The 17,431-nt window shown below is 54.0% G+C and carries 14 protein-coding genes; 7 read left to right on the top strand and 7 right to left on the bottom strand.

Annotation, left to right across the window (positions count from 1 at the left end; all coding sequences use genetic code 11):
* Positions 1 to 73 precede the first annotated feature (73 nt).
* On the top strand, positions 74 to 1,519 hold the full coding sequence (locus TH3_RS19935; RefSeq protein WP_007088584.1) for a penicillin-binding protein activator: 1,446 nt from the start codon (positions 74 to 76) through the stop codon (positions 1,517 to 1,519).
* Positions 1,520 to 1,566: 47 nt separating this feature from the next.
* On the opposite strand, the gene nth is transcribed toward TH3_RS19935, so the two are convergent.
* The gene (gene nth, locus TH3_RS19930; RefSeq protein ID WP_007088585.1) at positions 1,567 to 2,208 is read right to left on the bottom strand and encodes an endonuclease III; all 642 of its coding nucleotides are present in this window, start codon (positions 2,206 to 2,208) and stop codon (positions 1,567 to 1,569) included.
* 213 nt (positions 2,209 to 2,421) lie between these two features.
* Between nth and TH3_RS19925 the strand changes: the two genes are divergently transcribed.
* From TH3_RS19925 to dapB, 4 genes are all read left to right on the top strand, one after another.
* Entirely contained in the window at positions 2,422 to 2,922 is a 501-nt protein-coding gene (locus TH3_RS19925; RefSeq protein WP_037988936.1) for a DUF2244 domain-containing protein, read from the top strand.
* A 374-nt stretch (positions 2,923 to 3,296) separates the two neighbouring features.
* Positions 3,297 to 5,210, top strand: a complete 1,914-nt coding sequence (gene dnaK / locus TH3_RS19920; protein WP_007088587.1) for a molecular chaperone DnaK — start codon at positions 3,297 to 3,299, stop codon at positions 5,208 to 5,210.
* A 104-nt stretch (positions 5,211 to 5,314) separates the two neighbouring features.
* Positions 5,315 to 6,460 carry a molecular chaperone DnaJ gene (gene dnaJ, locus TH3_RS19915; protein WP_007088588.1) on the top strand — a complete coding sequence of 382 codons (1,146 nt, stop codon included), beginning with the start codon at positions 5,315 to 5,317 and terminating at the stop codon, positions 6,458 to 6,460.
* Between the two features lie 131 nt (positions 6,461 to 6,591).
* Positions 6,592 to 7,392, top strand: coding sequence for a 4-hydroxy-tetrahydrodipicolinate reductase (gene dapB, locus TH3_RS19910; RefSeq protein ID WP_007088589.1), 801 nt, complete (start codon positions 6,592 to 6,594; stop codon positions 7,390 to 7,392).
* An 88-nt stretch (positions 7,393 to 7,480) separates the two neighbouring features.
* Here the strand turns inward: dapB and polA are convergent, their stop codons facing one another.
* Positions 7,481 to 10,306, bottom strand: coding sequence for a DNA polymerase I (polA, locus tag TH3_RS19905; RefSeq protein WP_007088590.1), 2,826 nt, complete (start codon positions 10,304 to 10,306; stop codon positions 7,481 to 7,483).
* Between the two features lie 194 nt (positions 10,307 to 10,500).
* Between polA and TH3_RS19900 the strand changes: the two genes are divergently transcribed.
* Positions 10,501 to 11,403, top strand: a complete 903-nt coding sequence (locus TH3_RS19900) for a hypothetical protein (RefSeq protein WP_174441864.1) — start codon at positions 10,501 to 10,503, stop codon at positions 11,401 to 11,403.
* A gap of 17 nt (positions 11,404 to 11,420) precedes the next feature.
* On the opposite strand, the gene TH3_RS19895 is transcribed toward TH3_RS19900, so the two are convergent.
* The 5 genes from TH3_RS19895 to TH3_RS19875 all read right to left on the bottom strand — a co-directional run bounded on the left by TH3_RS19895 (position 11,421) and on the right by TH3_RS19875 (position 16,081).
* Positions 11,421 to 12,716 (bottom strand): bifunctional folylpolyglutamate synthase/dihydrofolate synthase, encoded by a 1,296-nt coding sequence (locus TH3_RS19895; protein ID WP_007088592.1) that lies wholly within the window; start codon positions 12,714 to 12,716, stop codon positions 11,421 to 11,423.
* Entirely contained in the window at positions 12,697 to 13,632 is a 936-nt protein-coding gene (accD, locus tag TH3_RS19890) for an acetyl-CoA carboxylase, carboxyltransferase subunit beta (RefSeq protein ID WP_007088593.1), read from the bottom strand. The genes TH3_RS19895 and accD overlap by 20 nt, the downstream gene beginning before the upstream one ends.
* Positions 13,633 to 13,689: 57 nt before the next feature.
* Positions 13,690 to 14,538 (bottom strand): tryptophan synthase subunit alpha, encoded by an 849-nt coding sequence (gene trpA / locus TH3_RS19885; protein ID WP_007088594.1) that lies wholly within the window; start codon positions 14,536 to 14,538, stop codon positions 13,690 to 13,692.
* The gene (gene trpB, locus TH3_RS19880) at positions 14,535 to 15,758 is read right to left on the bottom strand and encodes a tryptophan synthase subunit beta (protein WP_007088595.1); all 1,224 of its coding nucleotides are present in this window, start codon (positions 15,756 to 15,758) and stop codon (positions 14,535 to 14,537) included. The genes trpA and trpB overlap by 4 nt, the downstream gene beginning before the upstream one ends.
* A gap of 143 nt (positions 15,759 to 15,901) precedes the next feature.
* Positions 15,902 to 16,081 (bottom strand): zinc-finger domain-containing protein, encoded by a 180-nt coding sequence (locus TH3_RS19875; RefSeq protein WP_007088596.1) that lies wholly within the window; start codon positions 16,079 to 16,081, stop codon positions 15,902 to 15,904.
* 185 nt (positions 16,082 to 16,266) lie between these two features.
* On the opposite strand from TH3_RS19875, the gene TH3_RS19870 reads away from it, so the two are divergent.
* Complete coding sequence (locus TH3_RS19870) at positions 16,267 to 17,229, top strand: ABC transporter ATP-binding protein (protein WP_007088597.1); 963 nt, start codon at positions 16,267 to 16,269, stop codon at positions 17,227 to 17,229.
* The last annotated feature ends 202 nt before the right edge of the window (positions 17,230 to 17,431 follow it).

The following is a 17,431-nucleotide window of genomic DNA, read 5'->3' as shown; positions in this document are numbered from 1 at the left end:
TGTCGTTCATCTGGTTTACTTGATCCGTCGCGCGCATTACCCTGCGTGCGAAACGAGCTATCGGGAGGTGAGAGTGGGTTTTCCGAAACGTCATCCGTTGCAGAATCAGGACGGGAATTCGGCATGGTGCCGGGTCGCGCGCCGGACGGCATCTGTGGTGGTCCTTTCGCTGGGGCTTGCGGCATGTAACGCGACCACGAGTATCACGGACCTGTTGGGCATGCAACGGGATGGGGCGCCTGTGGAAACGGCAAATAACCCTGCAAACGATCCGACCAGAGCCCCCGATCAGGGGCTTATTACGGATGCCAACCCTTGGCCGGGCGATGCCGCCCTGCCGGAGGGAGAGGGTCAGGAGATTCTGACGCTTTATAACGATGAAGCGGCATTAAATGAAAAGCGCGTTGCACTTCTGCTGCCGCTTTCCGGGCCAAACGAGGAGCTTGGCCGGGCGATGCGCCATGCGGCCGAACTTGCAATGTTTGATGTTGCCGGTGACGATTTCGTCCTGATGCCGATTGACACGGCAGGAACTTATCAGGGTGGGCAGGCCGCAGCCCATCAGGCGATCAATGCCGGGGCAAAGATGATTCTTGGCCCGCTTTTTGCCGAATCGGTTAGCGGTGCCAGTGAAATCGCCAAGGCCGCCGGTGTTCCGGTAATCGCATTTTCGAACAATCAGCGGGTTGCCGAAAGCGGTGTCTGGGTTAACGGCTTTGTCCCCGAAGACCAGATTGCGCGTGCTGCTGGCTATGCAACAACACAGGGTAAATACCGATTTGCAGCCCTGCTGCCGCAAAACGACTATGGGCGCCAGATCGCAGGCGCATTGCAGGGTGTTGTTTCACGTGTCGGTGGCAGCCTTGGCCGGGTCGCGTTCTATGCACCGGGGTCGGAAAATCTGGAACAGACAATTCGTGATTTTGCCAATTATGATGCCAGACGGGCAAACTTGCGGGCACGTAAACGCGAGTTGCAGGCCGATGGTTCGGCAGCATCCCAACGTGCTTTGAAGCGTTTGGAAGGTGTCGATACACTTGGTGAACTTGATTTTGACGCGTTGATCCTGCCGGCAACCGGTGGCGAGCTCCGTCAGGTTTCTGCACTGTTGGCCTATTTTGATGTCGATGGTGCGCAGGTTCAGTTTATCGGGACATTCGGCTGGAATGATCCGGGCCTGTTTTCCGAGCCGGCACTTAAGGGCGGCATTTTTGCTGCACCGGATCCCGAAAACTGGAAACTGTTCTCGGATCGCTTCCAGCGGACCTTTGGTGAACAACCCCCGCGTATTTCGAGCCTTGCCTATGACAGTGCGGCCCTTGCCGCTGTGCTGTCGCGCGATTCCGGTCAGATGACCAACGAAGCTGTTACGAACCCGAACGGGTTTGTCGGGGTGGACGGTATTTTCCGTCTGACGGCTCAGGGACGTTCGGAACGTGGCTATGCAGTTATGCAAATCCAGCCTGATGGCGCAAAGGTTGTCGCACCGGCACCTGCTGCATTCGATCAGGTTTTCTGATCTGTTCGGATTTGGAGACTGCTGTTACGCTCTCAAACACCCGCCGATTATGCTTCGGCGGGTGTTTTGTCTTTGTAATTGCACAGGTCATTGACGATGCAGTCACCACAGCGTGGTTTGCGTGCCTTGCAAATATAACGACCATGCAGGATCAGCCAGTGATGGGCATGGTTCATGAAGCGTGACGGGACCTTTTTCAAAAGACCCTTTTCAACAGCGAGCACGTTTTTGCCGTTTGCCATCCCCGTCCGGTTACCGAGCCGGAAAATATGGGTATCAACAGCCATCGTGTGTTCGCCCCAAGCAATGTTGCGGACAACGTTGGCTGTTTTGCGACCAACGCCGGGCAATTCTTCAAGCGCATCCTGATCGTTGGGGACGATCCCGCCATGTTTTTCAACAAGAATGCGTGCAGCAGCCATGACATTCTTGGCCTTGCCGCGATAGAGCCCAATGGTTTTGATGTGTTCGATCAGGGCTTCTTCGCCAAGGTCAAGCATGTCCTGCGGGGTTTCGACGATCTGGAACAGCTTTTTGGTGGCCTTGTTGACACCAACATCTGTTGCCTGCGCTGATAGTGCAACAGCGACCAGAAGCGTATAGGGATTGGTGTAATCCAGCTCCCCCTTAGGTTCCGGGTCGGCATCCGAAAGACGCTGAAAAAATTCTTCTATGGCGGTTTTGCTCATCGGGCGGGACATGGATTTTCGTCTCTGTGTTGATGCCGCATTTTTGCGGTCATTTCCGGGATAAGGGACGGTTGACTTTCCGCATTCCTGATCTGATCTCCTGCTATCAGCATATATAAACGGCTGCTTTGCAAAGGTCGAATTTTGATTGCGACAGATCTGGAAGCGTTCCAGAATTGAAACATTGGAAATGCCGCAAACCGGTTGATAGCCATGCCAGCCGTACCAAGAACAGAAAAGCCGATATTTCGGGTTAATCTGCATCCGCCGCGTTCGCTTGGCAGGCGGGCGGCACGCAATATCGTTATTGCGATGGCGTGTGTCACATCGACTATCGGTCTTATTTTCTGGTTGGTCGGGGCGTGGCCGGTGATCGGTTTTCTTGGTGTTGACGTGATACTATTGTCGCTTGCCTTTTATTTCAGTTTCCGTGCAGCACGGGCGGAGGAGCGGATTGAATTGCGTCACGGCAATTTGCGGGTCACCAGAATTTCGGCGCGCGGGACGCGACAGGAATTTGATTTTCAACCCTATTGGCTTCAGGTGGTGCTTGAACGGGGTGATGATGACCAATGCGAACTTTATTTGCGATCGCATGGAAAGCGTTTCGAGATTGCGGGATTTCTGGGTGCGGAAGAAAAGACTGATCTTGCCGGCAAGCTTGATCGCCTGCTGCGTCAGGCTCGATGCAGTCCCGATCCTCGGGCCGTGTGATTAGTGAAAGTCGAGGTTTGAAGCGGGTTCTCGAGATTCTTTGAGTGGTTTTGCTGTGTCGGCAACCCCGATATGCTTCCAGCGAATTTCATTAACCTTGTCCGCGCAAACAGCTGGAAAAGATGTAATTTCGTTCGGGAAAACGGTGTTGGAACCGGTTCAGGACACCGAAATACACGTTTCAGAGTAAAATTCACCCGAGATTCCCCGTTTTCACCGCTTGCGAGTTTTTGATGACTTTCATATATAGGTGCGCGGGGTAATTACCCCACGAATTTTGAGACTATTAAAACCATTGGTCCCAGGAGGTCCTGCGCAGCGCTTAAGATCGTGAAGGCTGCGGGACGGACCGGCCGCTAAAAGAGGAACTTACTATGGGCAAGATTATCGGTATCGACCTTGGCACCACCAACTCCTGCGTCGCAGTCATGGACGGCAAAGAAGGCCGCGTGATCGAGAACAGCGAAGGTGCCCGTACCACTCCGTCGATGGTTGCATTCACCAATGACGGTGAGCGCCTTGTCGGTCAGCCTGCGAAACGCCAGGCAGTGACCAACCCGGAAAACACCCTGTTTGCGATTAAACGTCTGATCGGTCGTCGTTATGGTGACCCGGAAGTCGAAAAAGACAAAGACCTTGTCCCGTACAAAATTGTCGCGGGTGACAATGGTGATGCATGGGTTGAAGTCAATGGCGAGAAAATGGCACCGAGCCAGATCGCAGCCATGGTGCTTCAGAAAATGAAGGAAACCGCAGAAGCCCATCTGGGTGAACCGGTAACCGAAGCCGTTATTACCGTTCCGGCATATTTCAACGACAGCCAGCGTCAGGCAACCAAGGACGCCGGTAAAATTGCCGGTCTCGAAGTAAAGCGTATCATCAACGAGCCGACTGCAGCAGCACTGGCATATGGTCTGGACAAGAAAGATGGTGGCACCGTGGTCGTTTATGACCTTGGTGGCGGTACCTTTGACGTCTCGGTTCTGGAAATCGGCGACGGTGTCTTTGAAGTTAAGTCAACCAACGGCGATACTTTCCTTGGTGGTGAAGACTTCGACAAACAGATCATTGACTATCTTGCTGACGAGTTCAAAAAAGAACAGCAGATCGACCTGCGCAAAGATCGTCTGGCCCTGCAGCGTCTGAAAGAAGCCGCAGAGAAAGCCAAGATCGAGCTTTCCTCGTCGATGCAGACCGACGTCAACCTGCCGTTCATCACGGCTGATGCATCTGGTCCGAAACACCTCAACATCAAGCTGTCGCGTGCGAAGCTTGAAGGTCTGGTGGGTGATCTGATCGAACGCACGATGACCCCGTGTAAGGCCGCGCTTAAAGATGCTGGCATTACTGCAGGCGAAATCGACGATGTTATCCTGGTTGGCGGCATGACCCGTATGCCGAAGGTTCAGGAACGCGTTAAAGAGTTCTTCGGTCGTGAGCCGCACAAAGGTGTAAACCCGGACGAAGTTGTTGCCCTTGGTGCAGCAATTCAGGGTGGCGTTTTGCAGGGCGACGTCAAAGACGTTCTTCTGCTTGACGTGACCCCGCTGTCGCTGGGTATTGAAACCCTTGGCGGCGTGTTCACCCGTCTGATCGACCGTAACACCACGATCCCGACCCGTAAGTCGCAGACCTTCTCGACCGCTGAAGACAACCAGACGGCCGTGACCATCCGCGTCTTCCAGGGCGAACGTGAAATGGCTGCCGACAACAAGATGCTTGGCCAGTTTGATCTGGTCGGTATCCCGCCGGCACCGCGTGGGGTTCCGCAGATCGAAGTGACCTTTGACATTGATGCCAACGGTATCGTCAACGTGTCTGCCAAAGACAAGGCGACCAACAAGGAACAGCAGATCCGTATTCAGGCATCTGGTGGTCTTGGCGATGACGAGATCGAAAAAATGGTCAAGGATGCCGAAGCCAATGCGGAATCCGACAAAAAGCGCAAAGCGCTTGTCGAAGCCCGTAACCAGGCGGAAGCCGTCATTCATTCGACTGAGAAAAACCTTGCCGAACACGGTGACAAGGTTGATGCCGGGGCGAAATCAATGATCGAAGACGCTCTTTCTGCGCTTAAAGAAGCCAAGGACGGTGAAGATCCGGAAGCAATCACCACGAAGGTCAACGAACTTCAGCAGGCTGCAATGAAACTTGGCGAAGCCATGTATCAGGCACAGCAGGCCGAAGAAGGTGGTGAAGGTGAATCTGCTGACGCATCCGCACAGGCCGATGACGGTGTTGTTGATGCCGACTTCGAAGAAGTCGATGACAGCAAAAAAGACAAGTAAGGCGACCGCAGAGGTCGTCTTGAACGACGCCCTGTAAATAAAAATCGGGCCGTTCCGGACGCAGAGAATTGCGGGAACGGCCCGACCGTGTTTCGGAGTTACAGATGGCGAAAGAAGATTATTACGAGCTGTTGGGTGTTGGCAAAGACGCCGATGCTGCCGCGCTCAAAAGCGCCTATCGTAAACAGGCGATGAAGTATCATCCGGATAAAAATCCGGGCGATACCGAAGCCGAAGTAAAATTCAAGCAAGTTAACGAAGCCTATGAAGTCCTGAAAGATCAGGAAAAGCGTGCTGCCTATGACCGTTTTGGTCACGCTGCGTTTGAGCAAGGTGGGCCGGGCGGTGCCGGTGGTTTCGGGGGCGGCTTTGGCGGTGGTTTCGGCGGCGGCGGGTTTGCCGACGTTTTCGACGAGATTTTCGGTGCCATGGGCGGTGGCCGCCGTGGTGGTGGATCGTCGCGCGGGGCCGACCTTCGCTACAATATGGCGATTTCGCTTGAAGAAGCGTTTGAAGGCAAAAAGGCCGAGATCACCATTCCGGGGTCGGTTGCCTGTGAAGAATGCCATGGCAGCGGTGCGGAGGCCGGTTCGCAGCCGGTAACCTGTCCGACCTGTAATGGTCACGGCAAGGTCCGCGCGCAGCAGGGCTTCTTTACGATCGAGCGCACCTGCCCGAGCTGTCATGGCAAAGGCAAAATTATCAAGAATCCTTGCAAATCCTGTCATGGTGTTGGCCGCGTTGAGCAGGAAAAGACCCTGTCGGTGACGATTCCGGCCGGTGTTGAGGATGGTACTCGTATTCGTCTGGCGGGCGAAGGTGAAGCCGGTGCCAATGGTGCACCGGCAGGTGATCTGTATATCTTCCTAGATATCCAGAACCATCGCTTCTTCCAGCGCGACGGGGCGAACCTGTACTGCCGGATTCCGATCCCAATGAGCAAGGCAGCCCTTGGCGGCACCATTGAGGTGCCAACAATCGAGGGGACGCGCACCCGGATCAATATCCCGGAAGGTACGCAATCGGGACAGCAACTGCGTCTGCGCGGTAAGGGCATGACCATCCTGCGGTCGCAGGCGCGTGGTGACATGTTCGTTGAAATCAGTGTCGAAACCCCTGTCAGACTGACCGAGCGGCAGAAAGAACTTTTGAAAGAGTTTGACGAGATTTCGCGCGAAGAGGGCAGTAACCCGGAAAGCGAAGGTTTCTTTTCCAAGATGAAGGAAATCTGGAAAGACCTGACCGACTAGGTTCAAACACAGCATTTCAGTCTGAAATTCAAACCCCCGGCGGACGTGTCGGGGGTTTTGTTTTGCGCGGTTAGAGGCCTGTGCTAAAGCAAAGGCATGATTTGCACGCTTTGTTGCTAGGAGACGCGGAAATGAAGATCGGAATTGTCGGATGTGCCGGCCGTATGGGGCGGATGCTGGTCAATGAAGCATCTAAAACCAAAGGCTGCGAGGTTGGCGGTGGTACCGATCTGCCAGACAGCCCTTTTGTTGGCAAGGACGTCACCCTGATTGCCGGTCTGGAAGAAAGCGGTGTTCTGGTAGGTGACGATCCCAAGGCATTGTTTGAAGCTGTTGATGCGGTGATTGACTTCACCGCACCGGCGGCAACCATGAACCATGCCAAGCTGGCAGCCGAAACCGGTAAAATCCTTGTGATTGGCACGACCGGGCTTTCGAATGATCAGAAAGCAGAGCTTAAGGTCGCAGCCAAAACAGCAACCATCATTTTCGCACCGAATATGAGTGTCGGTGTGAACCTTGCCTTTGCGCTGGTCGAGAAGGTTGCGGCGATCCTTGATAAGGATACGGCTGATATTGAAATCGTTGAAATGCACCACAAGCATAAGGTTGATGCACCTTCCGGCACGGCACTTGGCCTTGGCGAAGCGGCGGCAAAGGGCCGTGGGGTCGATCTGGATGCGGTTTCGGTGCGCTCACGCGACGGGCATACCGGCGCACGCGAAAACGGCACCATTGGCTTTGCAACGCTGCGTGGTGGCGACGTTGTGGGCGACCATACGGTTGTTTTTGCCTGCGAGGGTGAGCGGATCGAAATTACTCATAAGGCATCATCACGCGAAGTTTTCGCCAAGGGGGCGGTACATGCCGCGAAATGGGCCGAGGGCAAGAAGCCCGGTCTTTATTCAATGCGTGACGTTCTGGGTCTATAAACCATCGCCAATCGATGCATTTTACGCAAAAGCCCCGGCAGTACTGCCGGGGCTTTTGTCATGATTAAGGATCTGGATATTGAACTGATCAGTGTGCATCCGCCCAGCTATCCCCGATACCGGCATCTGCGATAAGCGGTACGGACAGGTGTGCGGCATTTTCCATAACCTCGCGGATCACCTTAACGGCCTTTTCGGTTTCATCTTCGGGGGCCTCGAAAATCAATTCATCATGAACCTGAAGCAGCATGCGGGTTTTAAGCCCCGCATCAAGAAGGGCACCGGGAACGGCAATCATGGCGCGTTTGATGATGTCAGCGGCACCGCCCTGAATAGGGGCGTTGATGGCCGCACGTTCGCCGAAGCTTCGCCGCATCCCGTTTTTATCATTAATGCCGTTGATATGAATATGACGGCCAAACAGAGTTCTGACAAAGCCATGCTTTTTGGCGAAGTCTTTTGCCTGTTCCATATAATCGCGAATGCCGGGATAAATTTCGAAATAGGCTTCGATAAAGGCTTTGGCTTCTTTTTGCGGGATACCAAGCTGGTTGGCGAGGCCAAAGGCCGAAATCCCGTAAATGATGCCGAAATTGATGGCCTTGGCTTTGCGGCGGACCATCGGATCCATGCCTTCAATCGGAACACCAAACACCTTGGATGCCGTGGCGGCATGGATATCCTCGCCGTTTTTAAAGGCATCACGAAGGGCATCGATTTCGGCCACATGCGCCAGAAGGCGCAACTCGATCTGCGAATAGTCGGCAGAAATCAGTTTACAGCCGGGCTCCGAGATAAAGGCGGTACGGATTTTACGGCCTTCCTCGCTTCTGATCGGGATGTTTTGCAGGTTGGGATCGTTTGACGAAAGGCGACCGGTATTCACATTGGTCTGGCCGTAGCTTGTGTGGACGCGGCCGGTTTCAGGATTAATGTGATTGGCAAGAGCATCGGTATAGGTGCTTTTGAGCTTTGAAAGCTGCCGCCATTCAAGGATTTTGGTCGGCAGGTCATGTCCCTGAGCCGCCAATGCTTCAAGAACGTCCGCGCCGGTCTGCCATGCACCGGTTTTGGTTTTTTTCCCGCCCGGCAGGCTCATCTTTTCAAACAGGATTTCGCCAAGCTGTTTTGGGCTGCCCAGATTGAACGGTTCACCGGCCATTTCATGGATGGTTTCTTCAAGGGCAGCCATCCGCTTGGCAAAGTCATTCGACAGGGTTTTGAGCTTGTCGGCATCAATACGGATGCCAAGGCTCTCCATTTTGGCCAGTACAGGGACGAGTGGCCGATCCAGCGTTTCATAAACGCTGGCCATGTGTTCCTGTGCAATCCGCGGCTTTAGAAGTCGATGCAGGCGCAGCGTGATATCGGCGTCTTCGGCGGCGTAATCAAGCGCCTTGTCGAGCGGGACCTGATCAAAGGTGATCTGTGTTTTGCCTGATCCGCAAACATCGGAAAACTTGATCGGTTTGTAATCCAGATGCAGTTCGGCCAATTCATCCATGCCATGGCCGTGGCTTGTGCCGTCCAGAACATAGGACAGCACCATGGTGTCGTCTATCGGGGCGACATTAATGCCGTGACGGGACAATACGATCATATCGTATTTCAGGTTCTGGCCGACCTTGAGAACACCCGGGTCTTCCAGAAGGGGTTTGAGCAAGGCAATCGCGCGATCCAGCGGGATTTGCTTTGGCACTTCGATTTCTGTCGGTGCCTCGGCGGGGGCATCAAAATCAAATCCACCCTGTGCTTCGCCACTTTCACCATGACCCTGTCCGTGCCCAACAGGGATATAGCAGCCATTGCCCGGTTCGGTCGAAAGCGAAATGCCAACCAGTTTGGCCTGATGGGCATTCAGTGATGTGGTTTCGGTATCGACAGCAACCGTACCGGCATATTCGGCCATTGAAATCCAGTGCTTTAGGCGATCTTCATCCTGCATCAATTCATATTCTGCCTTTTCAACGCTGATATCATTGACACCGGTTCCCGGCTCCACAACGCCGTCTGCATCAACAGAGCCACCGAACTTTGCCTTTATTTTAGAAATCAGTGATTTAAAGCCATGTGTTGAAACAAAGCTTAAAAGAACATCAGGATCAGGTTCGCGCAGCTCAAAACCATCAAGTTTCTCGACAACCGGAACGTCGGTTTTGAGGGTCACCAGATCGCGCGAAATGCGAGCCAGTTCGGCATTCTCGATCAATTTTTCACGGCGTTTGGGTTGCTTGATTTCTCCTGCACGTTCCAGCAAGCCATCCAGATCGCCATATTCATCAATCAGTTGGGCTGCGGTTTTGATACCGATGCCGGGCACACCGGGTACGTTATCAACGGAATCGCCAGCCAATGCCTGGATATCAATGACCTTATCCGGTGTGACGCCGAATTTTTCCAGAACTTCCGGCGCGCCAATGGTGCGATTCTTCATCGCATCAAACATTTGCACCCGGTCCGTGACAAGTTGCATCAGGTCCTTGTCCGAAGACACGATAATCACATCGGAACCTTCGGCTTCAGCCTGTCGGGCATAGGTCGCGATCAGGTCATCGGCCTCGTACCCTTCAAGTTCGATCGAAGGCAGGTTGAAGGCACGCGTTGCATCACGGATAAGCCCGAACTGGGGGACTAATTCTTCCGGGGGCGGCGGACGGTGCGCCTTGTATTCGGGATAGAAATCGTTTCTGAACGATTTTCCCTTGGTATCGAAGATAACCGCCATGTGATCAGGCTTGGTGTCTTCGCGCAATTTCATCAGCATGGTGCAGAAGCCATACACTGCATTCACCGGCGTACCGTCGGGGCTTGTCATTGGTGGCAAGGCGTGAAAGGCCCGGAAGATAAAGCCGGACCCGTCAACCAGAACGACGCGGCGGGGGGATTTGCTGGTGGATGGCGCAGAATCTGTCATGCGTCTAATGCTCATTCATTCATTTGATTTGATGGTCCGCAGAATGCCCGATCCGGTCGGCTAAGTCGAGTGGGGCATCGTCGAAAGCGGGAATATACCGCCTGTTTCTGGCTTTACTCCTGACAGGAGCCTGTCAGTTGGTTGCAGGCGTCTCCAATATCATATCGAAATCAAAACGAAATTTTGATCAGGATATGATTCCTGCCATTTACGGCAGCATGTCGCTTTGGGCTTATCAGGATGCAAAGGGATTGATATGGTTGATGGTGGTGCAACTTCGCTCTGGGAAACGGGAGAACCGGTCATTGCCGGCGATGGAAGATAAACCGGTTTTCAAGCCGCAAGGCATCGGCATTGAAACCGCAGAACCGACGCGCCAGCTTCATGACGACATGAAGCTGGCAAATCGGCACAAAAAAATCAGGAAAGCTGAACGGGTTGCGCGATCCAACGGATCGGGATGGCGCAGATTTTTTAGCGTGTCCTCGTGGCTGCGCTTTCTGATTACTTTTGGGATTTTCGGGTTTTTCCTGCACGGTCTGTTCGTGGTTTTTGGCGTTTATGATCGCAATCAGCGCCTTCCTGCGGCCGACCATTTTGTGCTGCTGATCAAGCTCGTCGTGTTCATCGCGCTGATGTATCTGTTTTATGCGATGTTGATGCATTACGGGCCGATCCGTCACAAGGTGCGCGGGATATTCTTTCTTGCGTTGGCACCCGTAGCGGCGGTTTGCATTTTCATGATTTACGGCGGCGGACAGCTATTCGGAAGCTTCCTGCCAGTTTTGCAGTTCCTGACCCTGACCATCGGGGTTGGTGGATTTCTGCTTTATGTGCTGGGTTATACATGGGTTGCTGGTCGTAATGTTCGGCGTGAAGCCGAACGTTATGATCGGATCGGACAAGTCAGAAATCAGGTTTCGCAAGAGACTGCTTTGGGTGGGTTGCCGCCCGGTGTAACCGGCGACCGGCGCAAGGTGCACAAAGCTGGCAGTCTTCGCCTGCGTAAAGATGATGACGGGTCATCAAGTGGTAGTGGTATGGGCGGCGGCAATTCATCCGCGGTACACAGCAAAGTGCGTTTGCCGGAAATCTGATTGCCGGATGTGTCAGTTCAGGTGTGATTTTCCAGAACAACACCCGCCAGATAGAGCGAACCCAAAATCAAAACCCTTTTGGGTTGATTGATGCTGTTTTTCAGAACTGCCAGCGCATCATTCAACGTGTTACAGGCATAAGCATTGGCAATTCCGGCCTTAACGGCAGCATCACGCAATGTTTCTGCACTGTGGACTTCATGATCACCCGGGATCGGAATCCCGGCAAATGATGCGATATGCGGGGCCAGCGGCCGCAGAAATGCGATGGGATCCCTGTTGTCGAGCATTCCCATAATCACAACCGTTTCACTCGTGGATTGTCGGGAAAGCCAGTCTGCGATGACTTCTGCGGCGGCGATGTTGTGGCCACCATCCAGAACCAGGTCGCATTTGTCAGGCATGGCATCGCACAGCGGGCCTTTGGTCAGCTTCTGAAGGCGGGCGGGCCAACTGGCTTGGGTAATGCCGCGGGAAATCGTTGCCAAATCCGGGCCTGCGATATTCGGAATACCGGCCTTGCGGGCGGCAATAATGGCGGTTGCGGCATTGATGAATTGATGGCGACCGGGCAAGGCGGGCAAGGGCAGATCAAATTCTTCTTCGGTGATACGAAGTGTGAAGCCATCCTCGCGCTCGGCGGTAACGGCGAAATTCGTGATCAGGGGGCTGCCTATATCGCCAGCGTGGCGGGCAAGCGTATCAAATGCCTCAAGGCTTTGAGGCGCAAGTACACACGGCACACCCGGCTTCATGATTCCGGCCTTTTCAAAGGCGATTTTGGCAATCGTATCGCCAAGGAACCCCTGATGATCAAGCGAGATCGGTGTAATGACGGTCAAAGCCGGTTTATCAATCACGTTGGATGCATCAACCCGCCCGCCAAGACCGGTTTCAAGCAGAACAACGTCTGCCGGAACCCGTGAATAGGCCAGAAAAGCTGCTGCCTGGGTGATTTCAAAGAAGGTTATCTGTTCGCCATCATTGATTGCTTCGACTTCTTCAAGAAGGTCGCACAGTATGTCTTCGCTGATCAGTTCACCGGCCAGACGTATGCGTTCGTGAAAGCGAACAAGGTGCGGGGAGGTCGAAGTGTGAACACGAAGGCCTGCGGCCTCATAGATGGCACGCAGGTAAGCCAGCGTTGATCCCTTGCCATTGGTTCCGGCCAGATGAATGACTGGCGGCAGATTGAGGTGCGGATTACCCAGCTTGTCGAGCAAGCGGGTAATCCGACCCAATGAAAGGTCGATCACTTTTGGATGAAGCTGGCCCAGACGCGCAAGAATGGCGTCACTTCTTGGCGTTGTCACCTTCGGTCTCGGCCTTTTTCGCGGGTTTCTTTTTTGCATCCTTGATCGGAACGATCGCGGCACCCGGCTTGGTGCGGCGGATCATATCGATCAGGCGACCGATGGTTTCATTCAACTCACCGCGCGGCACGACCATATCGACCATCCCGTGATCCAGAAGATATTCTGCTGTCTGGAAATCATCGGGAAGCTTTTCACGAATGGTGTTTTCGATCACGCGACGACCGGCAAAACCGATCTGTGCGCCTGGCTCGGCAATCTGGATGTCACCCAGCATGGCGAAGGATGCAGAAACACCACCGGTGGTCGGATCGGTCAGAAGGACGAAATAGGGCAGGCCCTTTTCCTTGACCTTCTCGATCGCGGCCGTGGTGCGCGCCATCTGCATCAGGCTAAGGATGCCTTCCTGCATGCGTGCACCGCCCGATGCCGGAACGATGATGAGGGCCGCATCCTGAACGGTTGCCAGTTCGGCAGCCGCAACAATGCCTTCGCCAACGGCAGTACCCATCGATCCGCCCATGAAGGAAAAATCGAATACCGCAATGACGGTTGCATGGCCACCGACTTCCCCGTGGGCAACAGCCAGTGCATCCTTATAGGTTGCTTTGGCCTGTGCTGCTTTCAGGCGGTCGGTGTACTTTTTCTGATCGCGGAATTTCAGCGGATCGACCGGAACGTTCGGCAGTTCGATGGTCTGGTATTTACCATCATCGAACAGGAGTTCCAGACGTTCCTTGGCGGAAATGCGCATGTGATGGCCGCAATGCTGGCAAACATGTTTGTTCTTTGCCAGGTCACGGTGGAAGATCATCTGTTCGCAAGACGGGCACTTATGCCAGAGATTTTCGGGCACTTCGGTGCGGCGAACAAGTTTCTGAATCTTGGGACGGACGAATTCTGTCAGCCACGACATATCGGATACTGATCCTTGGTTTTGCCTATATCGGTCATTTCACGGCAGCGCGCAGCGTTATTTACGCGCGTTGCGTACCCCGTCTGCAAGTTCGCGAACAAGGCCTGTGACCATAGAGGCGGTCTTATCGGTGGCCTTGCCGTTTTCGTCAAGACTTTCGGCAATTTTTGATACGATTGCTGAGCCGACCACAGCAGCATCGGCCTGCCGGGCAACCTCTGCGGCCTGGGTCGCGTTCTTGATGCCAAAGCCAACTGCAATCGGAAGATCCGTGTGGCGACGCAGACGCGCCATCGCTTCAACAATCTGGTCATTGGTTGCTGAACCGGCACCGGTAACACCGGCAACTGAAACATAATAAACAAAGCCCGACGTATTCTGAACGAGTTTCGACAGGCGCTTGTCATCAGAGGTCGGTGTCGTCAGACGAATGAACGACAACCCTTTTTCCACGGTCGGGACGCAAAGCTCGGCGTCTTCTTCGGGCGGCAGATCAACAACGATCAGGCCATCAACACCGGCATTGCGGGCATCTTCAAGAAACTCTGCCACGCCATAAATATAAATCGGGTTGTAATACCCCATCAGAATAATTGGCGTTTCATGATCCTGATCACGGAAACCGCGGACCAGCGACAGGGTCTTGCGCATATGCATCCCCGCTGCCAGGGCGCGTATCGAGGCTTCCTGAATGGCGGGACCATCCGCCATCGGATCGGTAAATGGCATACCGAGTTCGATGACGTCCGCACCTGCCGCAGGCAGGGCTTTAAGGATTTCAAACGATGCTTCCGGGTCGGGATCACCTGCGGTGATGAACGTGACCAGACCGGCACGACCTTCTTCTTTGAGCTTCGCGAAACGTTTGGCGATGCGGTCCTGGCCGCCGATGATTGCGTCGCTCACAGTTCTACTCCCAGTGCTTCGGCCACGGTAAAGATATCCTTGTCGCCCCTGCCGCTCAGACACATGAGAATGATCTTGTCTTTACCCATTTTGGGGGCTTCTTTCATGATCTGCGCGATGGCGTGACTGCATTCCAGCGCGGGAATAATGCCTTCGAGTTCCGAACAAAGTTTAAAAGCTTCCAGCGCTTCTTTGTCGGTGATCGGCTCGTAACGCGCACGACCAATATCTTTAAGCCAGCTATGTTCCGGCCCAATACCGGGATAATCAAGACCGGCCGAAATCGAGTCGGCCTCTTTGATCTGTCCGTCGTCATCCATCAGCAGATAGGTGCGATTCCCGTGCAAAACGCCCGGTTTTCCAGCGCTCAGGCTGGCGGCATGTTTACCGGTGTGCACGCCATGACCGGCAGCTTCGACACCAACCACCTCGATATCCTTGTCATCAAGGAACGGGTGGAACAAACCGATTGCGTTTGATCCACCACCAACGGCCGCGATTACCTGATCGGGCAGGCGACCTTCCTGCTCAAGAATCTGTTCTTTGGCTTCGTTGCCGATCACGCATTGGAAATCGCGAACCAGTTCCGGATAGGGGTGCGGACCCGCCGCCGTCCCGATGATGTAGAAGGTATCTTCGACATTGGTGACCCAGTCACGAAGGGCCTCGTTCATCGCATCCTTGAGCGAGCAGGAACCGGATTTGACTGGTTTGACTTCGGCACCCAGCAGGCGCATGCGGAAAACGTTCGGCGACTGACGTTCGATATCCTTCGAGCCCATATAAACCGTGCAGGGCAGACCAAAGCGCGCGCAAACCGTCGCTGTTGCAACGCCGTGCTGGCCTGCGCCGGTTTCGGCGATGATGCGGGTTTTGCCCATGCGTTTGGCCAGAAGGATCTGACCGATGCAGTTATTGATCTTGTGCGCGCCGGTATGGTTCAGGTCCTCGCGCTTGAAATAGATCTTGGCACCGCCAAGATGTTCGGTCAGGCGTTCGGCGAAATAAAGCGGATTTGCGCGACCGACATAGTGCTTCAGGTAATAGTCGAGTTCTTTCTGAAACGCCGGATCTTTCCTGGCATCCTTGTAGGCCTGCTCAAGCTCGAGAATCAGCGGCATCAGGGTCTCGGCGACAAAGCGGCCCCCGAAATTGCCGAAATGTCCGTCCGGATCCGGAAGGGCACGATAGCTGTTAAGAGCGGTTGGTGCAGACGTCATAGGATTTCCCCGTGGATGTGCCGCGAACAATGCCGCGACGGCAAAGACATGCGACAGTCATTAAGTCAGCGAAAAGCTGCCGGGATCAACGATATTGGCAGCTTGGGCGCTGGTTCCTTTTACCTGTGGTCAGGCAAAATAGATTAATGGGCTGCGTGCTCGGCCTGGGATTTGTCGAAAATATATTTCTTTGAGCAGTAAGGGCAGACCACCTCGCCCTTTTCCTCAAGATTGAGGTAAACGGTGGGATGGCCAAGGTGACCTTTGCCGCCGTCACAGGCAACATTGAGGCTGCCGACTTTGATTTCTTCGGTGATCTTCATATATCCAGCTTCCCAGTTAGCACAGGCATCGGTGTTGCCATCGGTTGATCATCGGCCTGAAACAGGTCCAAGAGCCATTGACCCCGCTTTCATGGGGATGATACCGATTGCGCATATTCAATCAACACTTCCGCATGGTCTTAGCGCAAACAAGCCACGCGGAAAAGAGCGGAGATCACGCATTCATGACTGCAATGCCCGACTACGCCATCGAAGTCGAAGGGCTGACCAAGCTCTATAAGGGTGCGAACGGCGAAAAACTGGCACTGGACAATGTGTCGTTGAAAATTCCACGCGGTTCTTTCTTTGCCCTTCTTGGTCCGAATGGTGCCGGAAAGTCCACTTTTATCAATATACTGGCTGGTCTTGTCACCAAGACAAGCGGTACGGCAAAAATCTGGGGCTACGATATCGAAACCGAAATGCGTGCTGCGCGTTGTTCAATCGGGATCGTGCCGCAGGAACTTAATCTGGATGCATTTTTCACGCCGCGTCAGGCGATGGAATTGCAGGCAGGCCTGTATGGTGTCCCCAAAGCGGAACGTCGTACGGACGAGATTCTTGCCGCCCTTGGACTGTCTGACAAGGCCGATTCCTATTCCCGCTCACTTTCGGGCGGGATGCGTCGACGTCTTCTTGTCGGCAAGGCGATGGTTCATATGCCGCCGGTTCTGGTGTTGGATGAACCTACGGCCGGGGTTGATATCGAACTGCGTCAGCAGCTTTGGGCCTATGTGAAGGAACTGAACAAGGCGGGCGTTACGATTGTTCTGACCACGCATTACCTTGAAGAAGCCGAAGAGCTTTGTGACGAGATTGCGATCATCAACAAGGGCAATGTGATTGCCCATGAAGACAAGCGCAGTCTTCTGCGTCGTATCGATCATAAAACCCTGATTCTGACAGTTAAAAATGCACTCAATGCCGTACCCGAGGAACTGACCCCGTGGGGTGCTGAGCTTAAGGCCGCAAACCAGATCGCGCTGAATTACCGGCCCAGCAACACCCAGATGGCTGAAATTCTCAACGCCATTCAGGGCTGCGGTCTTGCGATTACCGACCTGTCGATCGAGGAGGGCGATCTTGAAGATATCTTCCTGATGCTGACTCGTGATAACGACAAGGCCCGTGCGGGCAAGGCGGCCTGATTTTCGGGGCGTCTTACCATCCTTCAAAACCCTGCAAGTTGCTTGCAGGGTTTTGTTTTTTGGCCTTAATTTGATCTGTAAATGCAAAGCAACATGATTTGGGGACGGCAATTCATCACATTCAGAAGGCATTGTCGTGGTTTGTCGGGCTTGGGTTCGCATTTTGGCTGGCGGGCTGCGCGCCGACGGTAATTCCCGCTGG

Origin of the sequence: Thalassospira xiamenensis M-5 = DSM 17429 (assembly GCF_000300235.2) — a bacterium.
Taxonomy (GTDB): Bacteria; Pseudomonadota; Alphaproteobacteria; order Rhodospirillales; family Thalassospiraceae; genus Thalassospira; species Thalassospira xiamenensis.
This window is presented reverse-complemented; position numbering and strand designations above follow the sequence as displayed.

What these genes read in the sequence shown, in the direction of transcription:
- dnaJ (WP_007088588.1), top strand. Translation starts at nt 5,315, where the DNA reads ATGGCGAAAGAAGATTATTACGAGCTGTTGGGTGTTGGCAAAGACGCC.
- TH3_RS19875 (WP_007088596.1), bottom strand. Translation starts at nt 16,081, where the DNA reads ATGAAGATCACCGAAGAAATCAAAGTCGGCAGCCTCAATGTTGCCTGT.
- nth (WP_007088585.1), bottom strand. Translation starts at nt 2,208, where the DNA reads ATGAGCAAAACCGCCATAGAAGAATTTTTTCAGCGTCTTTCGGATGCC.
- TH3_RS19925 (WP_037988936.1), top strand. Translation starts at nt 2,422, where the DNA reads ATGCCAGCCGTACCAAGAACAGAAAAGCCGATATTTCGGGTTAATCTG.
- accD (WP_007088593.1), bottom strand. Translation starts at nt 13,632, where the DNA reads ATGTCGTGGCTGACAGAATTCGTCCGTCCCAAGATTCAGAAACTTGTT.
- trpB (WP_007088595.1), bottom strand. Translation starts at nt 15,758, where the DNA reads ATGACGTCTGCACCAACCGCTCTTAACAGCTATCGTGCCCTTCCGGAT.
- dapB (WP_007088589.1), top strand. Translation starts at nt 6,592, where the DNA reads ATGAAGATCGGAATTGTCGGATGTGCCGGCCGTATGGGGCGGATGCTG.
- polA (WP_007088590.1), bottom strand. Translation starts at nt 10,306, where the DNA reads ATGACAGATTCTGCGCCATCCACCAGCAAATCCCCCCGCCGCGTCGTT.
- dnaK (WP_007088587.1), top strand. Translation starts at nt 3,297, where the DNA reads ATGGGCAAGATTATCGGTATCGACCTTGGCACCACCAACTCCTGCGTC.
- TH3_RS19900 (WP_174441864.1), top strand. Translation starts at nt 10,501, where the DNA reads ATGATTCCTGCCATTTACGGCAGCATGTCGCTTTGGGCTTATCAGGAT.
- TH3_RS19870 (WP_007088597.1), top strand. Translation starts at nt 16,267, where the DNA reads ATGACTGCAATGCCCGACTACGCCATCGAAGTCGAAGGGCTGACCAAG.